This is a genomic window from Pampinifervens navoyensis (assembly GCF_046159715.1).
GTDB lineage: Bacteria > Aquificota > Aquificia > Aquificales > Aquificaceae > Pampinifervens.
Genome location: NZ_JBJXCT010000002.1, coordinates 1 through 21,410 on the forward strand (window position 1 = coordinate 1; position 21,410 = coordinate 21,410).

At 46.7% G+C, this 21,410-nt stretch carries 27 protein-coding genes; 12 read left to right on the plus strand and 15 right to left on the minus strand.

The genetic code is table 11. From position 1 onward, the window contains the following. Window positions 1-164: 164 nt before the first annotated feature. Complete coding sequence (gene lpxK, locus ACKRDP_RS01550; RefSeq protein ID WP_339946008.1) at window positions 165-1,091, minus strand: tetraacyldisaccharide 4'-kinase; 927 nt, start codon at window positions 1,089-1,091, stop codon at window positions 165-167. Continuing rightward, on the minus strand, window positions 1,084-2,049 hold the full coding sequence (locus tag ACKRDP_RS01555) for a flippase-like domain-containing protein (RefSeq protein WP_339946006.1): 966 nt from the start codon (window positions 2,047-2,049) through the stop codon (window positions 1,084-1,086). The genes lpxK and ACKRDP_RS01555 overlap by 8 nt, the downstream gene beginning before the upstream one ends. Before the next feature lie 25 nt (window positions 2,050-2,074). Between ACKRDP_RS01555 and ACKRDP_RS01560 the strand changes: the two genes are divergently transcribed. The 8 genes from ACKRDP_RS01560 to ACKRDP_RS01595 all read left to right on the plus strand — a co-directional run bounded on the left by ACKRDP_RS01560 (window position 2,075) and on the right by ACKRDP_RS01595 (window position 9,161). After that, window positions 2,075-2,662, plus strand: coding sequence for an anthranilate synthase component II (locus ACKRDP_RS01560; protein ID WP_409152993.1), 588 nt, complete (start codon window positions 2,075-2,077; stop codon window positions 2,660-2,662). Between the two features lie 7 nt (window positions 2,663-2,669). Beyond that, window positions 2,670-3,956, plus strand: coding sequence for a phosphoribosylamine--glycine ligase (purD, locus tag ACKRDP_RS01565; RefSeq protein ID WP_409152994.1), 1,287 nt, complete (start codon window positions 2,670-2,672; stop codon window positions 3,954-3,956). 54 nt (window positions 3,957-4,010) lie between these two features. Beyond that, a complete protein-coding gene (locus tag ACKRDP_RS01570) occupies window positions 4,011-5,465 on the plus strand; it encodes a phytoene desaturase family protein (protein WP_409152995.1) in 1,455 nt (484 codons plus the stop codon). Further along, window positions 5,459-6,445 (plus strand): sensor histidine kinase, encoded by a 987-nt coding sequence (locus tag ACKRDP_RS01575; protein WP_409152996.1) that lies wholly within the window; start codon window positions 5,459-5,461, stop codon window positions 6,443-6,445. Before ACKRDP_RS01570 ends, ACKRDP_RS01575 begins: the two co-directional genes overlap by 7 nt. A 184-nt stretch (window positions 6,446-6,629) precedes the next feature. Further along, window positions 6,630-7,223 (plus strand): flavin reductase family protein, encoded by a 594-nt coding sequence (locus ACKRDP_RS01580; RefSeq protein WP_409152997.1) that lies wholly within the window; start codon window positions 6,630-6,632, stop codon window positions 7,221-7,223. Then, a complete protein-coding gene (locus tag ACKRDP_RS01585) occupies window positions 7,223-7,474 on the plus strand; it encodes a DUF454 family protein (RefSeq protein ID WP_409152998.1) in 252 nt (83 codons plus the stop codon). Before ACKRDP_RS01580 ends, ACKRDP_RS01585 begins: the two co-directional genes overlap by 1 nt. Beyond that, the gene (locus ACKRDP_RS01590) at window positions 7,441-7,881 is read left to right on the plus strand and encodes a hypothetical protein (RefSeq protein WP_409152999.1); all 441 of its coding nucleotides are present in this window, start codon (window positions 7,441-7,443) and stop codon (window positions 7,879-7,881) included. Before ACKRDP_RS01585 ends, ACKRDP_RS01590 begins: the two co-directional genes overlap by 34 nt. Continuing rightward, the gene (locus tag ACKRDP_RS01595) at window positions 7,878-9,161 is read left to right on the plus strand and encodes a cryptochrome/photolyase family protein (protein ID WP_409153000.1); all 1,284 of its coding nucleotides are present in this window, start codon (window positions 7,878-7,880) and stop codon (window positions 9,159-9,161) included. Before ACKRDP_RS01590 ends, ACKRDP_RS01595 begins: the two co-directional genes overlap by 4 nt. Here ACKRDP_RS01595 and ACKRDP_RS01600 read toward each other — a convergent pair. The 5 genes from ACKRDP_RS01600 to ACKRDP_RS01620 form a co-directional block, all read right to left on the minus strand. Then, window positions 9,158-9,883 carry a LytR/AlgR family response regulator transcription factor gene (locus tag ACKRDP_RS01600; protein WP_409153001.1) on the minus strand — a complete coding sequence of 242 codons (726 nt, stop codon included), beginning with the start codon at window positions 9,881-9,883 and terminating at the stop codon, window positions 9,158-9,160. The two genes, ACKRDP_RS01595 and ACKRDP_RS01600, sit on opposite strands and share 4 nt — an antisense overlap. A gap of 111 nt (window positions 9,884-9,994) precedes the next feature. Beyond that, complete coding sequence (locus ACKRDP_RS01605) at window positions 9,995-12,061, minus strand: TonB-dependent receptor domain-containing protein (protein WP_409153002.1); 2,067 nt, start codon at window positions 12,059-12,061, stop codon at window positions 9,995-9,997. A gap of 12 nt (window positions 12,062-12,073) precedes the next feature. After that, complete coding sequence (locus tag ACKRDP_RS01610) at window positions 12,074-12,514, minus strand: DsrE family protein (protein WP_409153003.1); 441 nt, start codon at window positions 12,512-12,514, stop codon at window positions 12,074-12,076. Window positions 12,515-12,596: 82 nt separating this feature from the next. Then, complete coding sequence (gene def / locus ACKRDP_RS01615) at window positions 12,597-13,103, minus strand: peptide deformylase (RefSeq protein ID WP_409153004.1); 507 nt, start codon at window positions 13,101-13,103, stop codon at window positions 12,597-12,599. Next, window positions 13,100-13,618 (minus strand): glycine cleavage system transcriptional repressor, encoded by a 519-nt coding sequence (locus tag ACKRDP_RS01620; protein WP_409153005.1) that lies wholly within the window; start codon window positions 13,616-13,618, stop codon window positions 13,100-13,102. The genes def and ACKRDP_RS01620 overlap by 4 nt, the downstream gene beginning before the upstream one ends. A gap of 14 nt (window positions 13,619-13,632) precedes the next feature. On the opposite strand from ACKRDP_RS01620, the gene ACKRDP_RS01625 reads away from it, so the two are divergent. Together ACKRDP_RS01625 and ACKRDP_RS01630 are read left to right on the plus strand one after the other, a co-directional pair. Further along, the gene (locus ACKRDP_RS01625; protein WP_409153006.1) at window positions 13,633-13,944 is read left to right on the plus strand and encodes a hypothetical protein; all 312 of its coding nucleotides are present in this window, start codon (window positions 13,633-13,635) and stop codon (window positions 13,942-13,944) included. Continuing rightward, on the plus strand, window positions 13,941-14,819 hold the full coding sequence (locus ACKRDP_RS01630; protein WP_409153007.1) for an NAD(P)-dependent oxidoreductase: 879 nt from the start codon (window positions 13,941-13,943) through the stop codon (window positions 14,817-14,819). The genes ACKRDP_RS01625 and ACKRDP_RS01630 overlap by 4 nt, the downstream gene beginning before the upstream one ends. Here the strand turns inward: ACKRDP_RS01630 and rpoD are convergent. The 4 genes from rpoD to ACKRDP_RS01650 are packed head-to-tail and all read right to left on the minus strand — an operon-like array spanning window position 14,791 to window position 17,821. Then, complete coding sequence (gene rpoD / locus ACKRDP_RS01635) at window positions 14,791-16,503, minus strand: RNA polymerase sigma factor RpoD (protein WP_409153008.1); 1,713 nt, start codon at window positions 16,501-16,503, stop codon at window positions 14,791-14,793. The genes ACKRDP_RS01630 and rpoD overlap by 29 nt on opposite strands. After that, window positions 16,500-16,643 carry a hypothetical protein gene (locus tag ACKRDP_RS01640; RefSeq protein ID WP_409153009.1) on the minus strand — a complete coding sequence of 48 codons (144 nt, stop codon included), beginning with the start codon at window positions 16,641-16,643 and terminating at the stop codon, window positions 16,500-16,502. The genes rpoD and ACKRDP_RS01640 overlap by 4 nt, the downstream gene beginning before the upstream one ends. A 40-nt stretch (window positions 16,644-16,683) precedes the next feature. Beyond that, window positions 16,684-17,199 carry a nitroreductase family protein gene (locus ACKRDP_RS01645; RefSeq protein WP_409153010.1) on the minus strand — a complete coding sequence of 172 codons (516 nt, stop codon included), beginning with the start codon at window positions 17,197-17,199 and terminating at the stop codon, window positions 16,684-16,686. Further along, the gene (locus ACKRDP_RS01650; protein ID WP_409153011.1) at window positions 17,186-17,821 is read right to left on the minus strand and encodes a phosphoribosyltransferase; all 636 of its coding nucleotides are present in this window, start codon (window positions 17,819-17,821) and stop codon (window positions 17,186-17,188) included. The genes ACKRDP_RS01645 and ACKRDP_RS01650 overlap by 14 nt, the downstream gene beginning before the upstream one ends. Before the next feature lie 16 nt (window positions 17,822-17,837). Here ACKRDP_RS01650 and ACKRDP_RS01655 point away from each other — a divergent pair, with 16 nt between their 5' ends. Next, entirely contained in the window at window positions 17,838-18,125 is a 288-nt protein-coding gene (locus tag ACKRDP_RS01655) for a DUF2103 domain-containing protein (protein WP_409153012.1), read from the plus strand. Further along, on the plus strand, window positions 18,122-18,613 hold the full coding sequence (locus tag ACKRDP_RS01660) for an efflux RND transporter periplasmic adaptor subunit (RefSeq protein ID WP_409153013.1): 492 nt from the start codon (window positions 18,122-18,124) through the stop codon (window positions 18,611-18,613). Before ACKRDP_RS01655 ends, ACKRDP_RS01660 begins: the two co-directional genes overlap by 4 nt. On the opposite strand, the gene ACKRDP_RS01665 is transcribed toward ACKRDP_RS01660, so the two are convergent. From ACKRDP_RS01665 to ACKRDP_RS01680, 4 genes are read right to left on the minus strand one after another with little or no spacing between them, the layout of a single operon-like run. Further along, window positions 18,614-19,273: a 2,5-diamino-6-(ribosylamino)-4(3H)-pyrimidinone 5'-phosphate reductase gene (locus ACKRDP_RS01665; RefSeq protein WP_409153014.1), complete on the minus strand. Its 660-nt coding sequence runs from the start codon at window positions 19,271-19,273 to the stop codon at window positions 18,614-18,616. Continuing rightward, window positions 19,270-19,893, minus strand: coding sequence for a CDP-alcohol phosphatidyltransferase family protein (locus ACKRDP_RS01670; protein WP_409153015.1), 624 nt, complete (start codon window positions 19,891-19,893; stop codon window positions 19,270-19,272). Before ACKRDP_RS01670 ends, ACKRDP_RS01665 begins: the two co-directional genes overlap by 4 nt. Next, complete coding sequence (ilvC, locus tag ACKRDP_RS01675; RefSeq protein ID WP_409153016.1) at window positions 19,890-20,891, minus strand: ketol-acid reductoisomerase; 1,002 nt, start codon at window positions 20,889-20,891, stop codon at window positions 19,890-19,892. Before ilvC ends, ACKRDP_RS01670 begins: the two co-directional genes overlap by 4 nt. A gap of 33 nt (window positions 20,892-20,924) precedes the next feature. Next, window positions 20,925-21,404, minus strand: coding sequence for a hypothetical protein (locus tag ACKRDP_RS01680; RefSeq protein WP_409153017.1), 480 nt, complete (start codon window positions 21,402-21,404; stop codon window positions 20,925-20,927). Window positions 21,405-21,410: the final 6 nt, after the last annotated feature.

A 21,410-nucleotide genomic window follows, 5' to 3' on the forward strand; every position in this document is an offset into this window, starting at 1 on the left:
ATCTACATGGCGGTAATTTCTTACAATCTCCATAGGCTCTGGAGTGCAGGGATGCTATAACTTGCAACTTGCGTTATTATAACTTAGCTATAAATAGCCTTTCGTGAAGATTACGTGAAGAATTGACAAAATTACTATACCATCATAACCACGTTCCTACTTTTTTAATTTCTTATTTTACTCAACAGTATTTCTTCCAAACCATCCACCCTTACATCAAAATCAAGGTAAAAAAGGTTTTCTGATGGTTTTAGCTTTATGGCATCCTTTAAAGTGGTTATGTAGAATTCATCCTCCTTTAACTTAAAATCCTTGTAAGAGTAATGGTCTGGAAGACTAATCTTTTCTTTTGTTTTTATTCCAAGCCTTTCAAGGCTTTTGAAAAACTGGCTGTTGTCTCCAAGCCCAGCAAAGGCTATAAAGCTTGTTTCCTTAAAATTTTCAAAAACTTTACCGTCCGAACTCCTTACCACTCTCCAGTTTTCCCTTACCATCTTAAGTGTAGGCTTTGTAGGATGCCTCCAGTCAAAATTTTCAATATCTGCATAAGACAGAATTATTATGTCAGCCCTTTCCATACCACTTAAAGGCTCCCTTAGCCTTCCAAAGGGAAAAAGCCTGTCTGAAAGGTCCTTTTTTTTGAGAAGCAAGATATTTAAGTCTCTATGTATTCTCCTGTGTTGAAAGCCATCATCAAGTATAAATATATCTGGCTTTAGCCTTTCAAGAGCAAAGAAAGCTCCCCTGCATCGGTTCTCGTCCACCACCACGCTTGCCCAAGGCAAAAGCTTTGCCAGCATATAAGGCTCATCCCCAGCATCTTCCCAACTTACTAAAAGCCTTCCCCTCTCGGATGCCAAAATGGTCCCTTTTGTCCTTCTGCCATAGCCCCTTGAAAGTATGCATACATGAAGGTCCTTTAAAAGCCCTCCCATATATCTCACCAAGGAGCTTTTACCAGAGCCGCCCACAGAGAGATTGCCCACGGATAGAACAGGCACAGGAAGCTTACATGGTTTTATGAAGTTTTTGTCATAAAGCCAGTTTCTTATTCTTACCGCATAGGCATAAGGGTTTATTAGGTCAAGCATGGGTAAATCTTCTTGAGTCTTTTATAACAAGGAACAGAAGGAATATACCGCCCAGAAGGGCGCTCATATACTGGGTTATGAACCGCCAAAGTATGGAAAAACCACCAAGTAAGCTTGCCTCAAGGAAGGCATCAAAGACATACAAGGCACCTACCTCTCCTACCCCGCTACCACCCGGCGTAGGACTAAGGAATATGGCATAAAGTAGCATAATTTGGTGTTCTATCAAGGTAAAAAGGTTATATTCTGGATTGAAGCTTTTGACCAAAAAGGCGCCGGAGGATAAAAAGGAAAGATAGAGAAACACACTGCTTATAGATGCCAAAAGTATGCTTAGTTTTTTGTCCCTTAGGAATATTCTTGATACTACAAGGTACCTTTTGAATGTGTATTTTATCTTTTGGATAAATTTTTTGTTTTCACCAAAATTTCTTTTTGAAATAGCTTTTAAAAGAAGGTATAAAAATGAAAACAAAACAAGAAAAAAGAAAAATAAACCTAAAATTCTCAAAGATTGTTTTGGGTTTTTATAGAGATAGGACATAGCATAGGGAAAAGCCAGTATGAAGAAGACCATGCCTGTTATAGTTTTCATGGTGACTATGCTTATTACTTTATGGAGCCTACCACCTTTCCTGGAAAGAGTATATACAGACATAAATTCGCCACCCATGTGTGCTGGAGTTATGGTAGCCCCAAAGGTGTTTATAAAGGATATGATATAGCCATAAAAAAAAGAATACTTTAAATTCATAGCTCTTGAAAGCACAAAAAGCCTAAGGTTATCAAAGGTATGATACAAGAACATAAAAAGAAGCGATAGGATAAGATACCTTTTGTCTATATGGGCAAAGACTCCCAGAAAGTCCTTAGTAAGTGTTTTTTTAACAATGTAAACTAAAGAACCCAACACAAACAAGAGAGTTAAGATTATGCCATAAAAGATTGACCTATACATACCTTAAAGTTATATTTTAATCCCTATGAGAGTTTTGATGATAGATAACTACGATTCTTTTACCTATAACCTTGTGCATTATCTTCAGATGCTTTCCGCAGATGTGGCCGTTCGCAGGAATGATGAGATAAGCCTTGAGGACATAGAAAGGGCAAAACCAGATGCCATAGTTATATCTCCCGGGCCTTGCACTCCAAAAGAGGCTGGCATATCGGTGGATGTTATAAAGAGGTTTTACAAGGAAATACCCATACTGGGTGTGTGCCTTGGCCATCAGTCCATAGGGTATGCCTTCGGTGCCAGTATTGTAAGGGCAAAAAAGCTCATGCACGGCAAAACATCCCAGATATCCCATACGGGAGAGGGTATCTTTGAAGGGCTGAAGAACCCATTTACTGCAGTGCGATACCACTCTCTGGTAATTGACAGAAATACTCTTCCGGACTTTTTGAAAATTACCGCATGGTCTGAGGACGGTGAGATAATGGGCATTCAGCATATTGCATATCCCCTCTTTGGGGTTCAGTTCCATCCGGAGTCTGTGCTTTCAGAAGAAGGTATGAAGCTTCTTGAAAACTTCCTGAGGATAGCAAGGGAAAGAGTTCTGGTATAATAAACATGTGAAGGTTCTCGTAGTCGGAAACGGCGGCAGGGAGCATGCCATAGCATGGAAGCTCTCTCAGAGTCCTCTTGTGAAAGCCCTCTACTGTGCAAGGGGAAATGCAGGAACATCAAGAATAGCTCAGAATATCCCTGTAGAGCCAACTGATATAAAAGCCCTTGCAGACTTCGCCCAGAGGGAAGGTATTGACTTTACGGTGGTTGGACCTGAGGCCCCGCTGGTGGCTGGTATTGTTGATGAGTTTGAGAGGAGGGGTCTTAGAATCTTTGGACCAGATAGTAGGGCTTCCATGCTTGAGGGAAGCAAGGCCTTTGCCAAGGAGTTTATGCAGAAGTATGGCATTCCCACCGCAGAGTTTCACATATTTGAAGACCCTCAGAGGGCAAAGAGCTTTGTAAGGGACTTTGGAGTGCCTGTGGTTATAAAGGTGGATGGTCTCGCCAGTGGTAAGGGGGTGATTGTCTGTAAAAACTATGAGGAAGCCTTTCAGGCTATAGACAGGCTCATGGTAAGGAAAAGTCTCGGAGATGCAGGCTCAAGGGTGGTGGTGGAGGAATATTTAGAAGGTGAGGAGGCTTCCTATATAGTGATGCTCAACGGCGATAGATATGTGCCCCTTCCCACCTCTCAGGACCACAAGAGACTTCTTGACGGTGATATGGGTCCCAATACGGGCGGTATGGGGGCATATTCACCGAATCCTTTCGTTGACGAAGCTATGGAAAAGCTCATAAAGGAACACATAGTGGAAAGGGTAATAAGAGGGCTGAAGGAGGAGGGGATTTATTACAGAGGCTTTCTTTATGTGGGTCTTATGCTCACAGGCAAGGGACCGAAGGTGCTTGAGTTCAACGCAAGGCTTGGAGACCCGGAAGCTCAACCGCTTCTCGTGAGAACAAAGGGAGATCTGCTTCGGATACTTCTTGACTTTTATGAGGGAAGGGAAATACACATTGAGATAGACCAGAGAAACGCACTCTGCGTTGTGCTTGCAAGCAAAGGCTATCCGGAAAAGCCGGAGGATGGTAAGGAGATTATCGGGATTGAGGAAGTTGAGAATATGGAGGATGTGGTTGTCTTTCATGCGGGGACAGAAAGGAGGGACGGAAAGGTATACACAAAGGGAGGAAGAGTTCTCAATGTGTGTGCATGGGGAGCGGACCTATACGAAGCGAGGGAAAGGGCTTACGGGGCAGTTGAGAAGATAAGGTTTGAAGGCATGCACTACAGGAGGGATATAGGTCTGAGGGGTATCAGGATATTAACTGGAAGAACAGGCTCCTGAAAAAATAAGGTGTATACTTCAACCTGGCTCCTTTCTCTGGAAATATTTATTCCTATGTTTGACTATGCAGTAGTTGGCGGTGGTATAGGTGGAGTTCTCGCCTCCGCCCTTCTTTCACACATAGGAAAGGATGTTATCCTTTTTGAAGCCCTTGACTACCTCGGAGGCTGTGCGGGCACCTTCCGCAGAAAGGGTTTTTATTACAATGTGGGTGCTGCCACCTTTGTAGGGGCAGAGGAGAACCTTCCAGTTGGTAAGATAGCAAATTTTCTCAAAGTAGAGCTTCCCATAAAGCCAATAGACCCGGCTATGGTAATATACCTTGGTGATAGGGTTATAAGAAGGTGGAAGGACAGAGACCAGTCCCTTGAAGAGATAAAAAGGGCCTTTCCAGGGCTTGAGCACACCTCCTTCTGGAGGAGAGTCTACAGGGTAAGTGATGCCATGTGGAGCATGTGGTGCGACAGCCTGCCCTATCCAAGCCTTACATCTCCCCTCAGAAGTCTTTCAAGGCATCCTCTGGACTTTTTTTCCACCCTGTTGTGCAACTTCTTCAGTGCAAGAAGTGTAGCTGGCGTCTACCTTGGCAAATTCAACTCCGACTACGAGCTTTTTCTCACACACCACACTCTTATAACCGCTCAGGGCTTTCTGGAGGAAGTGCCCTTTTCCGTGGCATCTCTCGGGCTCACATACCCTAATCTTACCAACTACTACGCAGTGGGAGGTATGGGAAAACTGCTTGATGCCTTTGCCAGCAGTGTAAAAAACATAAGCATGAAGACCAGGGTAAAAGCCATAAAAAGAAAACCCTGGGGCTTTCTCATAGAGACCAACAGGGGAAACTGCGAGGCAAAGCGGGTGGTGCTCAACACCACCATATGGAAGGCGGGAGACCTTGTGGAAGAGCTGAGGGAATTCTCTGAGATTGCAAAAAAAAGGTTCTGGAAGTTGTGGGGTGCCTTTACTATATACATGACGGTAGAGGGAGAGCTCCCGGAGGATTTTGCCCACCACCACTTTATACTTCTGAGAGAGCCCATACCCTATACGGGAAGCAGGTCTCTGTTCGTGTCCATATCAGAGAGGGACGACCCTGTGCTCAGCAAGGAGGGAACAAGAAGCATCACCGTATCTACCCATACAATGCTTGAGCTGTGGGAAGGTCTTTCCAGAGAGGAGTATGAAGACAGGAAAGAGAGGGCTCTTGAATACTGCCTTGAGACCATATACCAGTATCTTCCTCAGCTCAGGAGCTTAAAGAAGGTTTATGTATTTGCAGGCACTCCCAGAACCTTTGAAGTTTACACGGGCAGATACAGAGGTTCGGTAGGCGGTGTGCCCCTCACAAAAGAAAACTTCCCCTTCTCCTACCCCTCACCCGTTACACCGGTGGAGGGTATCTATCTGGTGGGTGATACTGTCTTCCCGGGTCAGGGATGGCCAGGGGTCAGCATGGGTGTCATAAACCTTCTTAAGCTCATAGAGAAGGACTTCAAGCTATGTTGAAGATAAGGCTCAGAGAGTGGCTTTACATACTCCTGCTTGCTTCCCTTCTTGGCTTTTCCATATCGGGCTTTGTGGCATCACTTCATGGCCAGAGGCTAATGCCTGTTATGTTCCTCGGGCTTATAACCTCGCTCTACATATTTGTGCTTTCCTTCATTACCACAGAGATAAACAACCGCTGGCTTGTGAGGATGCTTCCAGATTTTCTCAGAACGCCTTTCAGTCTTTTTCTTGCACTGGTTTCCGGTTTTCTGGGTGCCATGGGTGGATACCTCACCAACGAAGCCCTTGGAATAGTAGACTTGCACCTGCCCATGGGCAAAGCCCTCAGCCTTTCAGTGTTTTTGGGGCTCATGACCGCATCTCTGGGTTATCTCCTCTACAAGCTGGTCTCTCTGCAGAGAAGAGAAGAAGAGAGCAAGAGACTTTTGCTGGAGGAACACATAAGGAACTTGGAGAGCCAGATAAGTCCTCATTTTATGTTCAACACCCTCAACGCACTGGCAGAGCTGGTTCATCAGGACCCGGGCAAGGCGGAAGAGGCCATACTGGCTCTGGCAAGGCTTTTGAGAAGAAGTCTCCACTTTGAGCCTCTTATAAGTCTGGAGGACGAGCTTAACCTGCTCAGAGACTACTGGAAGGTTATAAGCCTGAGGTTTGTGGGGAAGATTGACCTTGTTGTGAAAGTAGATGAAGGTCTTCTTAGCCTCAAGGTGCCCAAGTTTTCCCTTCAGGTGCTTGTTGAGAATGCTCTCAAGCATGGACTCAAGCTAAGGCATGGCAGGGTTGAGGTAAGGGCTTACACCGAAGGCAACAGGAAGATAGTTGAGGTTGTGGACAACGGCGTAGGCTTTGAACATATAAGAGAAGGGACTGGACTGTCCAACCTGAGGAAAAGGCTTGAGCTGTGCGGGGGCAGACTCAGCTACCGTAGGGATAAGGAATTGACTTTTTTCAGAATGGAGTTCAGTGAAGAGTAAAAATTAACCTCTGGAAGGTGGAATAGAAATCTGTCAGAGGAAGGGTGCAGGGTATATTCTCATGAATAGGAAAAACTTGTAAGGAGGTGTAAGCCATGCAACTACCAGAGGCTTTCAGGTTCATGAGAATAGGCTGGTGGATAGTTCACATAATTGGAATAACCCTTGTGTTTCTGCTCGGCAGATGGACAGCCTGAAAAACAGCCACTACGCCCATGCCTTGCCTCCTCCTGAAGGGACCTCCCCCGCCCTTCAGAAAAATTTTAAGACTCTACAGGATGCCTACTTTTTGGGTTATGTGCCAAGACCGGTTGCAGTGGTGTGCGTTGGAGAAAACCCACTGGCGGTCGCCTGGCACATGCCCGCAAACAAAGAGCCCTTTCTGTATGCAGCGGCCATAGCAAGAGAAAACTACAGCCACAGGCTAATCGTAGAGGGCGTGGACTTTACGGTAAACTTCCTGCCAGAAGACTACCTTGAGGATATTCTGACTGCAGGGAGACACCATGGAGACCAGACGGACAAGTGGAAACTTTTTAAGAGGCTCAGACCCTTCAGAGCCCTGAAAGTTAAAGCCCTTGCCATAGAACAATCCCTTCTTTTGTATGAGTGCACCCAGGAGAGGGTTATGGAGCTCCCCGACCACAGCCTTCTTATAGGAAGGGTGGAGCTCATACACTACAGAAAAGGCAGGCTGAAGCCTGAAAAGGTTAAATATCCCCTTCACATGGGCAAGGCTTATTTCTCAAGAAACTCAAAGGCTTATATTTATAAGTGATGAAAAGAGGTGTTTACAGACTTTTTGGCTTTTCTTTCTTCGGGCTCGGCACTCTTGGCATATTCCTTCCCATCTTACCCACAGTCCCCCTGTATCTGCTTGCCATAATAATGCTTTCCAGAGCATCCAAAAGGGACATAGTGAGGCTCAAAAAGTTGCCTTTTATAGGTGAAAGGATATACCCATACATCAGGAAGTCTGTAAAATACCTCAGAAGATGGAATACACGACCGCAAAGTTTATCCATTTAATCGGCATATTCCTCTGGGCAGGTGCATCGTCTTCTCTGGGGCTTTTCATGCTCTATTCTATGAGAAGACCTACAGGCTGTGACCAGCACGTACTCAGGAGTTTCTACCGCTGGATGACAAACCTTGAGATACTGGGCTTTGTCCTCGCTCTGGTTATGGGTCTTTATATGATACATTTGCTGAAATACAGGTTTGATATAAGCTGGCTAAACTACAAGCTACCGCTGGTGCTCGGTGTGCTTTTGCCCCTTGAAGTTCTCAACTTCTGGTTTGTAAACTTCTACATTCCACGCTCAAAGGACAGGATGAAGGCCTACGAGAAATATGACCTTTTTAACTATGTGGTTGCCCTTCCCCTCATAGTGGTGTCTCTTGCGGTCATCTACCTCGCAGTAGTAAAACCATGAGGGCAGTCTACCTCTTTAAAAGAGACCTCAGAGTAAAGGACAACAGAGGGCTAGCCCTTGCGTCAAAAAATCACAGAGAAATAGTGCCTGTGTTTATCTTTGACAGGGACATACTTACCACCCTTAAGGTTGATTACAAGAGGCTGGGATATCTGGTGAGGGCTGTCGCCCTACTTTCCTCCCAGATAAGGCTCTACTGCCTGCAAGCAAGCACAGAAGAAGCCCTGAGAGAGGTCTTCAGAGTCGCAAAGCCCACCCATCTTTACACCACAGTCTCTTACAGCTGGAGCGGTGTGGAAAGAAACAGGGAAATACGGAAGCTCTGCAGGGAATACGGTGTGGAATATGTGGAGGTCTTTGACAACTTTCTTGCAGTGCCCGAGGCAATTCCGCAGAGGAAGGTATACACCCCTTTTTATACAGAGTGGACAAAGAAGGTTGACCTCTCTGAGACATCCCCAGAAAACTTTACCGTTCCCCAACTACCCCTTCCTGCTTTGAAGGACCTCAACCTTGACTACAGCGACCCTTATCCCTTCTACCCAGAAGACTGCGAGAAAAGGCTCAGCACCTTTCCTTTTGAAAAATACGAAGAGCTCAGAAACTACCCTGCGGTTGATGGCTCTTCAAGGCTTTCCCCCTGTATAAGGTTTGGGGTGCTTTCTCTGAGAGAAATCTATAAAAGGGCTCACCTCAGAAGTGAGCAGTTTATCAAGGAGCTTGCCTGGAGAGAGTTCTGGTATCACATAGCCCTTAACTTTCCCCAGTCCAGAGATCTTGAGTTTCAGGTAAAAAGGAGAAACATAAAGTGGGAAAACAGAAAAGAGCACATACGGGCCTTCTTTGAGGCAAGAACTGGCTATCCCATAGTGGACGCAGGCATAAGGCAGCTGGTAGAAGAAAAATGGCTTCACAACAGGATGAGAATGATAGTGGGCAGTTTTCTCACAAAGGTTCTGCTCGTAGACTGGAGGATTGGGGAAAAGTTCTTCATGGAGCATCTTCTGGACTACGACGAGGTGGTAAACACGGGAAACTGGCAGTGGACCGCCTCCGTAGGTGCAGACCCAAAACCCTTCAGGCTCTTTAATCCCATACTTCAGGCTCAGAGGTATGACCCCGACTGTGCGTACATAAAGACATATTTACCGGAGCTTTCAAAAGTGCCCTGCCATATGCTCCACGACCCCCTGAGCCACAGACTTCCCTACCACAGACCCATTGTAAACTACTACGAGAGGATAAAGCTGGCAAAGGAAGCCTACGGGCAAAAAGGCTAAATGTTCAGGTATTCCCTGAGGGCTTTGGCACCCTCCCTGCTGGTCTTGAGGGTTTCGTTTATCTCCTTAAAGACTATCACATACTTACTCTGCTCTACGCTTTTTAGCTCTTTTACCTTGTTGAGGTTTACAAGATAGGACCTGTGGACCCTGAAGAAGTTGTAGGGCCTGAGCTGTTCTTCTATCTCGTAGAGTTTCTTGCTAAGGGGCAAAAGCCCTTCCCTGGTTCTGACGCTTACCTCTCCCATCTCCGCCTGCACGTAGTATATGTCCTCAGGGCTCAGGAATATGACCTTGTTGCCAATCCTTGCTGGTATTATGGGGCGTTCGTTTCTTATAAGGTTTATCACCTGCTGGGTGTTGTTTTTCTTTTCCAGCACTCTGTCTATGGCTTTGCTGAGGTCTTCCTGAGAAAAGGGCTTGAGAAGATAATCCACCGCAGAAACTCTGAAGGCTTCAAGGGCATATTCGCCGTATGCGGTGGTGAAGATGATGTATGGTCTTAGCCCCATAGACAGCAGCTCCTTTGCAAGGTCTATACCAGTTCCGTCGGGCAGTCTTATGTCAAGAAAAAGCACATCGGGCTTCTTTTCCTCTACCACCTTTATAGCCTCTTCGTAGGTGCCAGCCTCTCCCACCACATCCAGCCTGCCGTCGCTTTTTATCATTCTCCTGAGCCTATGAACCGCAAGGGGCTCATCTTCAACTATAACAGCTCTCATGTATTGTATATTCCATCCCTTTCTGTGCATTTTGCAACCAGTTTTTTACATTTCATATAAAAGGAGGGCTCCCCCACGGGAGAAGAGCCTTGGGTATAGCCATGCGGGGCTTTAAAAGTGATAGCTTGCACTTACGTAAAAGCTCCTTCCGGGCTCTGGAACCTTCACTCCTGTGGCAAAGGGATTTCTTACATATGAAAGGTAGCTGTAGTATTTTTTGTCAAAGAGGTTTTCAACTCCGGCGTTTAATGTAAGCCCTCTGTAGCTTAAACCAGCCTTGAGGTTCACTATAGCCCATCCGGAGGTTTTCTGCTCTCTGAGGTCTGAATCTACCCTGTTCTGTGTGGCAGAGGCCACAGCCTCACCCTCCACATACCACATGCCAGTGTCATACCTTAGCCCGAGCCTGCCCCTGAGAGGTGGCACTTCCGCCACATCTCTGTCCGTTATACCAATAGCAGGTTTTCTGTCCTTTCTTCCCTCTACATAACTGGCACCTCCGAGAAGGAAAAGGTTGTTCCAGAGGTTGTATGTGGAGCTGAGCTCAAATCCCCAGAAACGTGCGTCTGTATTGGCGTAAGTCATTGCCCTACCGCCTGCGGGTGCAACCATGGGTATTGGATTTACCACAGGTTTGTTGTTTACAGTTATATAGTCCTGCACATAACTTACAAAGATTGTGGCTTTTGTCAGAGACCTCTGGGTCTGGTGCTTGAGACCCACATCAAGCTCGAGATTTTTTGAGGGTTTTAGCTCAGGATTACCTACCCATGCACAGTATGTATTCTGAGGTGGATTGCACATCATGGCCCTGTTGAGGGCAAAGTATCTTTCCTGCTGGTCTGGCACTCTTACTGCATAGCCAAGGCCAGTGAAAAGCTCAAGCTCCGGCGTAAGGTTGTAAAAGAGCTGAAGGTTTCCTGAGGGATATGTGTCCGTCTTTGAGGTGCTTCTTGTGTTGTGGTAGGCGTAGTAAAGGTTTGTATTCGCCTTTGAAGAGTCTGCCTCGCTTTTGGTGCTGTCAATCCTTAAACCAGCAATGACTCTGAGCTTTGGAGAGAAGGACTTTCTGTATTCTCCATAAACTCCAAAGTTTGTTATGTCAGCATCAGGAATGATAAACTGACGCCCGTAGTTTCCAGCCATCTGGTTCCACATGTAATTAACTGCATCCCAGTTTCTCCTATAGGCTTCCATTCCAAGGGTAAAGTCAGCAACCTTTGCCTCCAGCCTCCCTCCATAGGTTTTTGTCTTTGCATCGGTAGCCATAGAGTAGGGACCAGAAGGAGTTCCCATAAAAGTTCTGTATCTATTGTCCATCCAGTGGTCTACTTTTGTGTAGTAAAACTGGAATTCAAGGGATTTTAGAAGGTCGGATACCTTTCCTATGCTATATTTAAAATTGAACCTGTCAGTTTTGTCGTATATGGCGTCCATCATGAGAGCTGGATACAGCACATGTCTGGCATCCTGCCTTGTGTAGCCAAGTTCAACCTCGTGGTTTTCCAGGGGCTTAAAACCGAACTTTGTCCAGTATGTATTTATCTCAAAGGCTTTGGAGTTTATATACTGAGGTCTGTAGTTGGCATACTCTGTGATTCTCTTGCCATCCCCATCCTTGTAGGGCTTTGAATACCTGTAGGAATATCCTGCAAGACCGTAAAACCTCTCGTCCCTGTAAGAAACCACAGGAGAAAAGCTCCTGAAGTCAAAGGAGCCCAGCGTGGCGTTCAGCCTCAGTCTAAAGCCCATTTCTGGCTTTCTGGTCACTATGTTCACAAGACCCCCAAGGGAGCCCTGATGCCTTATGTCAAAGGGACCCTTTATCACCTCAATCGTTTCCACTTCAGAGAAGTCCACATGGAAGGCTGGCGGGTCCATTCTGTTGGGGCATGCACCGTGAACTTCAGATTCATCAATGAGCACGTTTATGTTGTCTCTCTGGAAGGCTCTTATGACCACATCGTTGGCTATTCCTGCTTTTCTCACCTTGTGGATTCCATCCAGCTTCTGGAGAGCCTCTCCCACATCCTTGGCAAAGGACTCTCTAACCTCCCTTATCTCAAGACTGTCCTTGAAGGTTTCTTTCTTGCCCTTGACCTCAACTTCTTTGAGTAAAAGCTCCTGAGAAAAGGCTGGAAAGCTAAGAATTGCACCAAGCAGAAGTGCTCTCTTCATTTCTATACCTCCTCACCAGGATATGACCCTCACTCTGTCTTCTGAAAGGAGACCAAAGATGGTATCTGGCTTTCCAAATTCTGCGCCCTCTATGAGCTCCCTGACTCCCAGCATCTGAGCACAGTGAGGACATACATAGACTTTCCCGCCCTTTGATATGAAGTCTCTGAGCATCTTCCCTGTCTGAGCGTGTTTTGCCTTGGCATCTGCAAGTCTTACACCTTCCGAGTTGAGCCAGAGAACTGTTTCATTGCCCCTCTGAAGGGATATGGTGGCGAACCTTATAGCCATGAGGGCTGAAGGTGCTTTGTCCCTTGTAAGGTTTACCACCACCTTGATGTTATCCTGAGCCTGCTGTTGCTGATGCTGTTGGTGGGAGTGTGCCAGGCTTTGCTGTGAAAGGGCGGGCATTACACCCAGGATACCTGCCACAAGCAGTGTTCTGATTCTCATGATTTTACCTCCAATTTAATGTTTAATTAACATTGTAATGCACAATATGACCTCTGTCAAGGTTTAAAAGAAGAGTCAAGAGTTACTTATAGACCTTTCTTCTGAAAAGGTCTTTGGGGGATATAAGCCTTTCAAGAAAAACCCTGCCCTCAAGGTGGTCCAGTTCATGTTGAATTACCACAGCCTCAAAGCCCTCCGTTTCAAACTCCACAGGTTCTCCTCTCTGGTCAAGTGCCCTTACCCTTATCCAGTAATGTCTCTTTACATTTCCCGTATAGTCTGGAACGCTCAGACAGCCTTCCCTTACTACCAGTTCACCATCCTGCTGGACTATCTGGGGGTTTATGAGCACCATAAGTCCATGGCTAAGTTTGTTTTCCTTATGTTTTGAGCCAGAAGTGTCCACTACTATTATCCTCTTGTGGACGCCCACCTGTGGGGACGCTATACCCACACAACTTGGAGATGTTTTCATGGTGTAGATGAGGTCCTCAACAAAGTCTTGCAGTTTCTTGTCAAAGGATACCACCTCAAGGGAAGGCACCTTTAACCTTTCATCGGGATAGGTTATTATGGGAAGTCTCCTCACAGCTTTTCTTCCTCTTCCCTCTCTATGCTTATGTCTACGCCCATTGATTCCCTTAATCTTTCAAGCTCAGGCCTGAGAACCTCCTCCATATCTTCCTTCCCCTCAGCCTCTATGACCATCACATAGAGATTTCCCCTCTTTTCTGTCCTAAGGTCGCTGATGTTTAGCCCAAGGTCTGCAAGCGTAGATGTAACTCTGTAGACTATCCCCGGCCTGTCAGAACCGAAGACGATTATCCTGTAAATTGCCTCCGTCTGAGGATAGACTACCTCCTCCAGTTCCCTGCACACCATAAAAAGCTCGTAATTCTGTCCAACTTCCTGAAGACTCTGAAGTATATCTTCTGCGGTTGTATCTCTTTCAGAGGCAACTATGAGCATTATGGTAAATTCACCGTTGAGCCTGGTCATGGAAGAGTCCTCAAGGTTCAGACCCATCCTATAAAGAGCCTTTGAAACACCTGCAACTATGCCGGGTCTGTCCTTACCAAATATGGAGAGGATAAAAAACTTCATGCTAAGATTTTAATATGGATGAGCTGGAATTTCACATATCAGAAGTGGCAAGAATCCTCGGTCTTGCAGAGCCCATGGGTTTTATGCTTTCTTACGAATTTGGAGACATATGGATAGATGTCTATATGGAAAAAACCTCTGAGGGTTGGGCTGGCAGGACCTACACCATAAGCGTTCCCAGAGAAAAGGCTGGCAGGCTCCAGAAGCTGGTGGAAAGCATAGGGGGTGCGCCTGAGGATGTAATGTCAGACTCTGAGAGGGCTTATGTGAGCCTCTCTTACGAGGACTGGGAATCTGCAAGTCCTGTTATAATGAGCCTACTATGAGACTGGGTTTTATAGGACTTGGAAGCCTTGGAAGGGCAATAGTAAAGAGGCTTGTGGAGCAGGGTGTTGATGTGCTACTCTGGAACAGGACAAGGGAGAAGGCACTTGAGCTTGGTCTTCCAGTTGTGGAAAGTCCTGCGGACCTCATAAGGCAGGTGGACAGGGTTTTTATCATAGTCTTTGACTCTCAGGCTTCTGAGGAGGTAATATTTGGAAAGGGAGGGCTGGTTGAAGGTGGAGTTAAGGGCAAAACCATAGTGGATATGACCACAAACCACTATGCCTACGCCCGAACCGCCTACGAAGAGCTCAGTAAACTGGGTGCCTTCTACCTTGATGCACCCATACTTGGAAGCGTTATACCTGCCCAGAAGGGTGAGCTCACGGTGCTTGTAGGCGGGGACAGGGAAAGGTTTGAGGAAAACAGGCACATCTTTGAAAAGTTCTGCAAAAACATATTCTACGTGGGAACCGCTGGCAATGCCAGCAAACTCAAACTCATAAACAACATAGTCCTGGGAGGCTTCATGCAGGTTCTCTCTGAGGCAATAGCCCTCGGGGAGCTGGCTGGCTTTAGCAGGGAACTACTTATAAACATACTTGAGAGCGGTGCAGGAAAATCCTACCTTCTTGAGGTTAAGAAAAAGAAACTCCTTGAAAAGGACTATTCGGTTCACTTCTCAGTGGACCTCATACACAAGGACCTCCACTATGCAGAGGACATGATAAAGGACCTCGGAGCCTTTAGTTTCAGCGTGCAGAATGTAAAGAACGCCTACGCCCTCGCTAAATATCTGGGAATGGGGGGTGAGGACTTTTCAGTCCTCGTGGAGCTCTACAGAAGGCTCAGAGCTCAAAATCCTTCAGATACTTAGCCCTTGCAGGGTGCCTGAGCTTTCTTATGGCCTTTGTCTCGAGCTGTCTTATCCTTTCCCTTGTCACGTTAAACATCTTACCTATCTGTTCAAGGGTATACTCTATGCCATCCACAAGACCGTATCTATACATGAGTATCTCCTTCTCCTTTTCTCCAAGGGTGCTGAGCACCTTTATGAGCTGTTCCCTGAGAAGTCTTCTTGAAACCTGTTCTTCGGGGGATGGCACGCTCTTATCCTCTATAAAGTCCCTCAGGTGGGTTTCCTCATCGTCGCCTATAGGGGTCTCAAGGGAGACAGGCTCCTGAGAAACTCTCATTACCTTTCTCGCCTTTTCCGGTGATATGCCCAGATACTTGGCAATTTCCTCGGCGGTGGGCTCCCTGCCCAGCTCCTGAAAGAGCTTTTTGTGTGCCTTTGTTATGTCGTTTATGGTCTCTATCATGTGGACGGGTATGCGTATGGTCCTTGCCTGGTCCGCTATTGCCCTTGTTATCGCCTGACGAATCCACCATGTGGCGTAGGTGGAGAACTTGTAGCCCTTTCTGTAATCGTATTTGTCCACAGCCTTCATAAGACCAATGTTTCCTTCCTGTATGAGGTCAAGGAAGTGAAGCCCTCTGTTTACATACTTTTTGGCTATTGAGACCACAAGCCTCAGGTTGCACTTTACCATAACCTGTTTTGCCTGAGTTACCCTTGTCCTCCCCTCTCTTATTATGTGTATGACCCTCTGAAGCTCCTCGGGAAGGATTCCCATCTCACGCCTCAGTTCCTCTATCTCCCTCCTGAGAGTAAGGTATTCATCCCTTAACATATGAAACCTTGCAAAGCCATAACCTGCCCTTTCAGCCTTTTTTTGCAAGAGGGGGTCTTCATCGTATTTCTGTATGAGTTCCTCTATGTCCGGATGTATGCTCTCCAGCTTCTTTTTTCTGACTTCAAACTCTTTGAGCTTTCTTGTGTATCTGTTGTAGAGGTTCAGAAGCTCGTCCGCAATGCGTTCAAACTTGGAATGCTTGAGCTTCATATCTTTCAGTATCCTGTTCATTCTGGCGTGTCTTCTCAGATATTCCTTCTTGTATTCTGGTGTCGCGTAAAAAAGGTAAGAGTCTCTCCAGTAAAGAGCCTCTTTGTATGCCTTTGCCAGCTCAAAGCCCTTTTCTATGAAGTATCTCTCTAAATGTTCATGGCTTTCTTCATATTCCTCAAGGGTCTTGCTCTCATCCACTGTGTCCATGAGGTCACTGGCTTTTAGCTTGCCGTTGCATACCTCCCCCCAGTCTTTCAGAACCCTGTCTATCAGAAAAGAGGTTCTCAAAAGTCCCCTTCTCATTACCTTTCTTCCAATCTCTATCTGCCTTGCATACATTATCTCCTCTTCCCTCTTGAGAAGGGGTATCTTGCCCATATCTTTGAGATACAGCCTCACCGGGTCTCCATCCTTACCTGTAAGAAGAAGGCTCTCAGTGGAAACAGTAAATGCCTCATCCTTTTCCAGCTCTTCTACAGCCTCCTCTGTTTCCACTATCTTTACGCCCCTCTCCTGAAGGAAGTCCATTATTTCTTCGTAAAGCTCCGTGTCCACAAGCTCAGGTCCAAGAAGGTCGTTAATCTCGTCGTAGGTCACATACCCCTTTTCACTGATATCAATAAGCTTCTTCATGAGCTGCTTGTAAATCATGCAAAACCTCCTTTATGAAGATTTATGCCAGTAAAATCCATCCCTCTGTGCCACAGGTTCTCAGATATCTGATGTCTGCTAAGATAGGGGTTGTTGTATAATTCCTTCTCTTTACCCGTGCTTTTCAATCCCAACTCCATAACTTTCTAAAATATACTCAGGCATACCCTCTCTGGCAACTCAAATTATAGTAAACATATCCTCAAGGCTCCTTCGCGGTGTAGGTGCTGGTTCTTCTGCAGGGTATCCCACAGTGAGTATTGCCACAGGCTTCCACTCTCTGGGAGCAAAAAGACAGGACTTCAGGCCAGCCTCTTCAAAGGCTCCGACCCAGCAAGTTCCAAGCCCAAGGGCTACAGCAGAAAGCTGGGCGTAAGCACAGGCTATGGTGGCATCCTGCACAGAGTATAGTTCCGCCCCCCTCTTGCCATACTTTAAAGCACTCCTTGAGGGGTTTGCAAAGAAGACAAAAACTGCAGGGGCTTCCGCTATGAACCACTGACTCAAAGCCCAGCGTGCCACCTCCATTCTTTTATCTTCATCAAGAACCAGAACAACCTCATATGCCTGAAGGTTTCCCGCAGAAGGAGCGCTTCTTACCGCCTCCATTATTTTCCTCAGCTTTTCTTCTTCAACAGGTCTTTTCTGATAGCTTCTTATGGAATGTCTCTTTTTCAGAACCTCAAAAAACTCCATCTTTCAGAATCTCCTCTACTTCTGAGTCCTCAATCTGTCTGAAGTCCCTGTAAAACATGCCCACCGCAAAGCTGCCACCCTCAGAGGTATGCAGGCAGTAAACCTCATCAGCGTGCTTCTTCAACCTTTCTGCGCTCTCTGCAGGGCAGACTGGCACAGCCACAATAACCTTCTTCGCCCCCTTTCTTCTAAGGTATTCAACTCCGGCAATTACCGTCTGACCCGTGGCAATGCCGTCGTCCACCACGAGAACTCTCCTGTCTTTAACTTCTGGCTGTTTACCACCTAAAAATTTTTTTTCCCTTTCCCTTATCTTTTTCAGTTCCTCCTGTGCAACCCTGTCAATGTCCTCCTGAGAGAGCCTGAAATACTCTACCGTCCATCTGTCTGTGTATATGCGTCCATCGGGGTCTATGGCTCCGAAGGCCAGTTCAGGGTTTGAAGGAACACCCAGCTTTCTCACTATAAGTAGGCTGAGGGGAACGCCGAGGGCTTTTGAGACTTCCTTTGCCACCACCACACCACCCCTTGGAATCCCAAGAACGAGGTCAGCCTGAAAGCCCATGTCCTTAAGATGCTCTCCAAGGATTCTACCCGCCTCTTTTCTGTCTGCAAAGACCATTTTATAATTTTAAACCATGGCAAAACACAGAAAAGCCAAGGTAAAACTTGAGCATCACCTTCTGGAAGGTCTGGAAGAATATCTGGAAAAACTCTCTGGTCTGGATTCTGTCAGTTCAATAATACCGGGCAGGATATCAAGGCAAAATGGGGGAAGGGGTTCAAGGGGACTTTTTTTAAAATACAGGACAAACTCCGGCTACAAGCTCCTCTACAAAATTGGCACCTCCGTTCAGGAAATCTTTGTAGTCTGCAAGGACCCACAGGCCTTTGAAAAAGCCTTTAGAGAGAAGGTGCAACTATGAGATTTTTACCCTTATTCCTTCTTTTCATAAACTTGTTGATGGCTCAGGAGGTCAGGGTTTCTGCCATAGTGCAGGGCAGGGTGGAGAGGGTTTTTGTAAAGGATGGTCAGAGGGTGGAGAGAGGAGACATGCTTGTGCAGATAGACCCAGTTCTTTACACAACTCAGAAGAAGGGTCTGCAGGCTCAGCTCAGCTCTCAGAAGGTTAGCCTTGAGAAGGTGGAGAGGGACTTCAGAAGGCATGAGGAGCTCTTCAACAGGGGACTTCTCTCAAGGAGCGAATATGAGGACTGGAAGAGCAAGTATGAAAAGGAGCTTGCAAACTATGAAGCCCTGAGAGCTCAGCTTGAGAGGACTGAAAAGCTCATAGAATACTGCACAATAAAGTCTCCTGTTAGAGGCGTGGTAAAGAAGCTCTTGGTCAGAGAAGGGCTCTTTGTGAACGGCACGCTGAGCCCAGAGCTTCTTCTGATTATTGAAGAGCGTTAATTATCTCACCACTTCCCACTCGGTGATAAGATGGCTCCCTCTTTTGAAATGGGACCTGAGTCTGAGATGGAGCAAATTCTTCAGGCTTTTGAAGCCTTCACCCCCCACCAGCGTTGGCACGTTTTCTCCGCCCACTATAACGGGCAGATGTATGAGCCTTATCTCGTCCACAAAGCCCCTTCTTATAAACTCCCAGTTTATGGAGGCACCACCCTCCACCATGAGGCTTCTTATCCCCCTTTCATAGAGGATAGGCATGAGCCTCTCAAAGTCCACAAGGTCCTCACCCACCACCAGCACTTCAGCCCCCAATGACCTTATTTTCTGCACCCTCTCCTCTGGTGCCCTGCTTGTGGTGACTATTATGGTGGGTGCATCCTTTGAAAAGATGTTGGCATCCAGCGGCACGTTGGCGGTGGAGCAGGGTATGATTCTGGTGGGGTTTTTGCCCTCCACATATCTTACAGTGAGACTGGGGTTGTCCGTCCTTACCGTTTCACACCCAACCATTATGCCTTCCACCTTGGCCCTTATCTCATGAAGATACCGGTATGCTTCCTGGTCCATGAGGGTCATGAGCTCCTTGCTGGAGGCCCCCCTGTAAAGTGTAAGCTTTCCATCCACACTTACCTCAGAAACTATTATCACATAGGGTCTCATTCGTATTCTCTCCCGTAATGTTTATACAGGTAAAGTATCCTCAGAAGAAGCGAAGCCATGGTAAGCACTGCTATAAGCTTTATTCCAAACTCAAGGCCCAGAGGGGCGTGGAACCTCTCAAAAAGGGTAAAGATTATAAGCGTTATGTGGGTTTCTGGCCTTCCAAAAAAGCCCACCCCTTCAAGTGGGTCCTTTATCTTGCCCTTTGTTCTTTCCTCGTAGCCTATCTCCGCATACACCACGGGTTTTATAAAAGAGTGGAGCATGGAGGCGGTCACTACAGTTATGGCGGTGAGTGGTCCTGCATAAAAGTATCCCACTGTGCCCAGCACAAAACCGTCCACCCATTTGTCTGCAAGCCAGTCAAAAACTGCGCCGAACTTGGAGGCTTTTTCTGAAAGCCTTGCCACCATACCATCCGCAAGGTCAAAGAGCCCAGAAAGAAAAAGCAGGCTTGCGGCAGTAAGAAACTTTCCGTGGTAAAAGGCATAGGCAGAGGCCATTCCGAGGGCAACCGAGAGGAGGGTTATCAGATTTGGAGGCAGATGAAGTCTGTAGAGCGCAACCCCCACAGGGGTATAAACCTTCTTTAGGGCTTCTCTTCTCTTTGTAAGGTTCATTTAAGCTCCTTACCTGTAATCCACGGCATCATACGCCTGAGCTCTTCACCCACCCTTTCTATGAGATGATGTCTGTCTCTTTCAAGAAGGGCGTTAAAGACAGGTCTTCCTGCCTGATTTTCCAGTATCCATTCACGGGCAAACTCAGCTCTCTGTATTTCCTCCAGTATACCCTTCATAAGGGGCTTGACGGCCCTGTAAATCCTATCTCCCCTTGTCACATCCCCATACTTGGCGGTGTCCGATATGGAATACCTCATGCCTGCTATCCCATACTGGTATATCAGGTCTACTATGAGCTTGAGTTCATGAAGGCACTCAAAGTAGGCAACCTCCGGCTGATACCCCGCCTCCACAAGGGTCTCAAAGCCTGCCTTTATGAGCGCAGTAACACCACCACACAGCACGGACTGCTCTCCAAAGAGGTCAGTTTCTGTCTCCTCTCTGAAGGTGGTCTCTATCACGCCTGCCCTTGTGGCACCCAGAGCCTTTGCATAGGCAAGGGCCTTGTCTCTGCATGTGCCCGAGGCATCCTGATATATGGCAAGGAGGGCTGGAACGCCCTTTCCCTCTTCATACATCCATCGCACGAGATGTCCTGGACCCTTCGGCGCCACCATAAAAACGTCCACATCCCTTGGTGGCACTATCTGTCTGAAGTGTATGTTAAAGCCGTGGGCAAAGGCCAGGCTTTTTGAGCTGTCAAGAAAAGGCTCAACGCTCTCTCTGTAGAGCTGTGGCTGGACCGTGTCTGGTGTCAGAAACATTATTATGTCTGCTTCCTGAGTTGCTCTCTCTGGCTGGAGAACAGGAAAACCATCTGCAATAGCCTTCGCCTTTGACCTGCTACCCTCATAAAGACCGATAAGGACCCTCACACCACTGTCTCTCAGGTTAAGTGCGTGTGCATGCCCCTGACTTCCATAGCCCAGTATGGCAACAGTCTTGCCAATCAGGGGTTCAAGACTTGCATCTTGGTCGTAATAAACCTTTGCCATCCTTATCCTCCAGAGCTTTTAAGGAATTATACACTACTTTTCAAACTTGAAAAATACAGAGATGTAATCTCTGCCTATCTTGTATCTGTTTATGAGGAGCTTATCCCTGAACTGTTTTGGTATCTTTTCGTAGGTATCGGTGAGAACAACAGCTGGCATCATATCCATGCCAAGATATTCGCCCTCTAGCATGAAACCACTGAGCCCCTTTATATCCTCAAGCCCATCCCTTGAAAGCAATCTGAAGAGGGCCCACTGCTTTGAGTTTTCCCTGTCCTTCCTTACCCTGCCGTCTGCATCCGAAAGCCTTATCTCCTGAGTTTTACTCAGAAAAAGCACTTTCTTCTTCCGTATTATCCTGAATATTCCATCCCCTATCTCAAAGTCAATACCAGGATATGCCCTGCGAAGCTCCTCCGGAGTTAGCCTAATTTCAAGCTCTGCGTCTATGAGGTTTCCAAAATTCAAAAGGTCTTCAATAAATATGCCCATGAGTATAAAATATATTTTCAAGGGGAA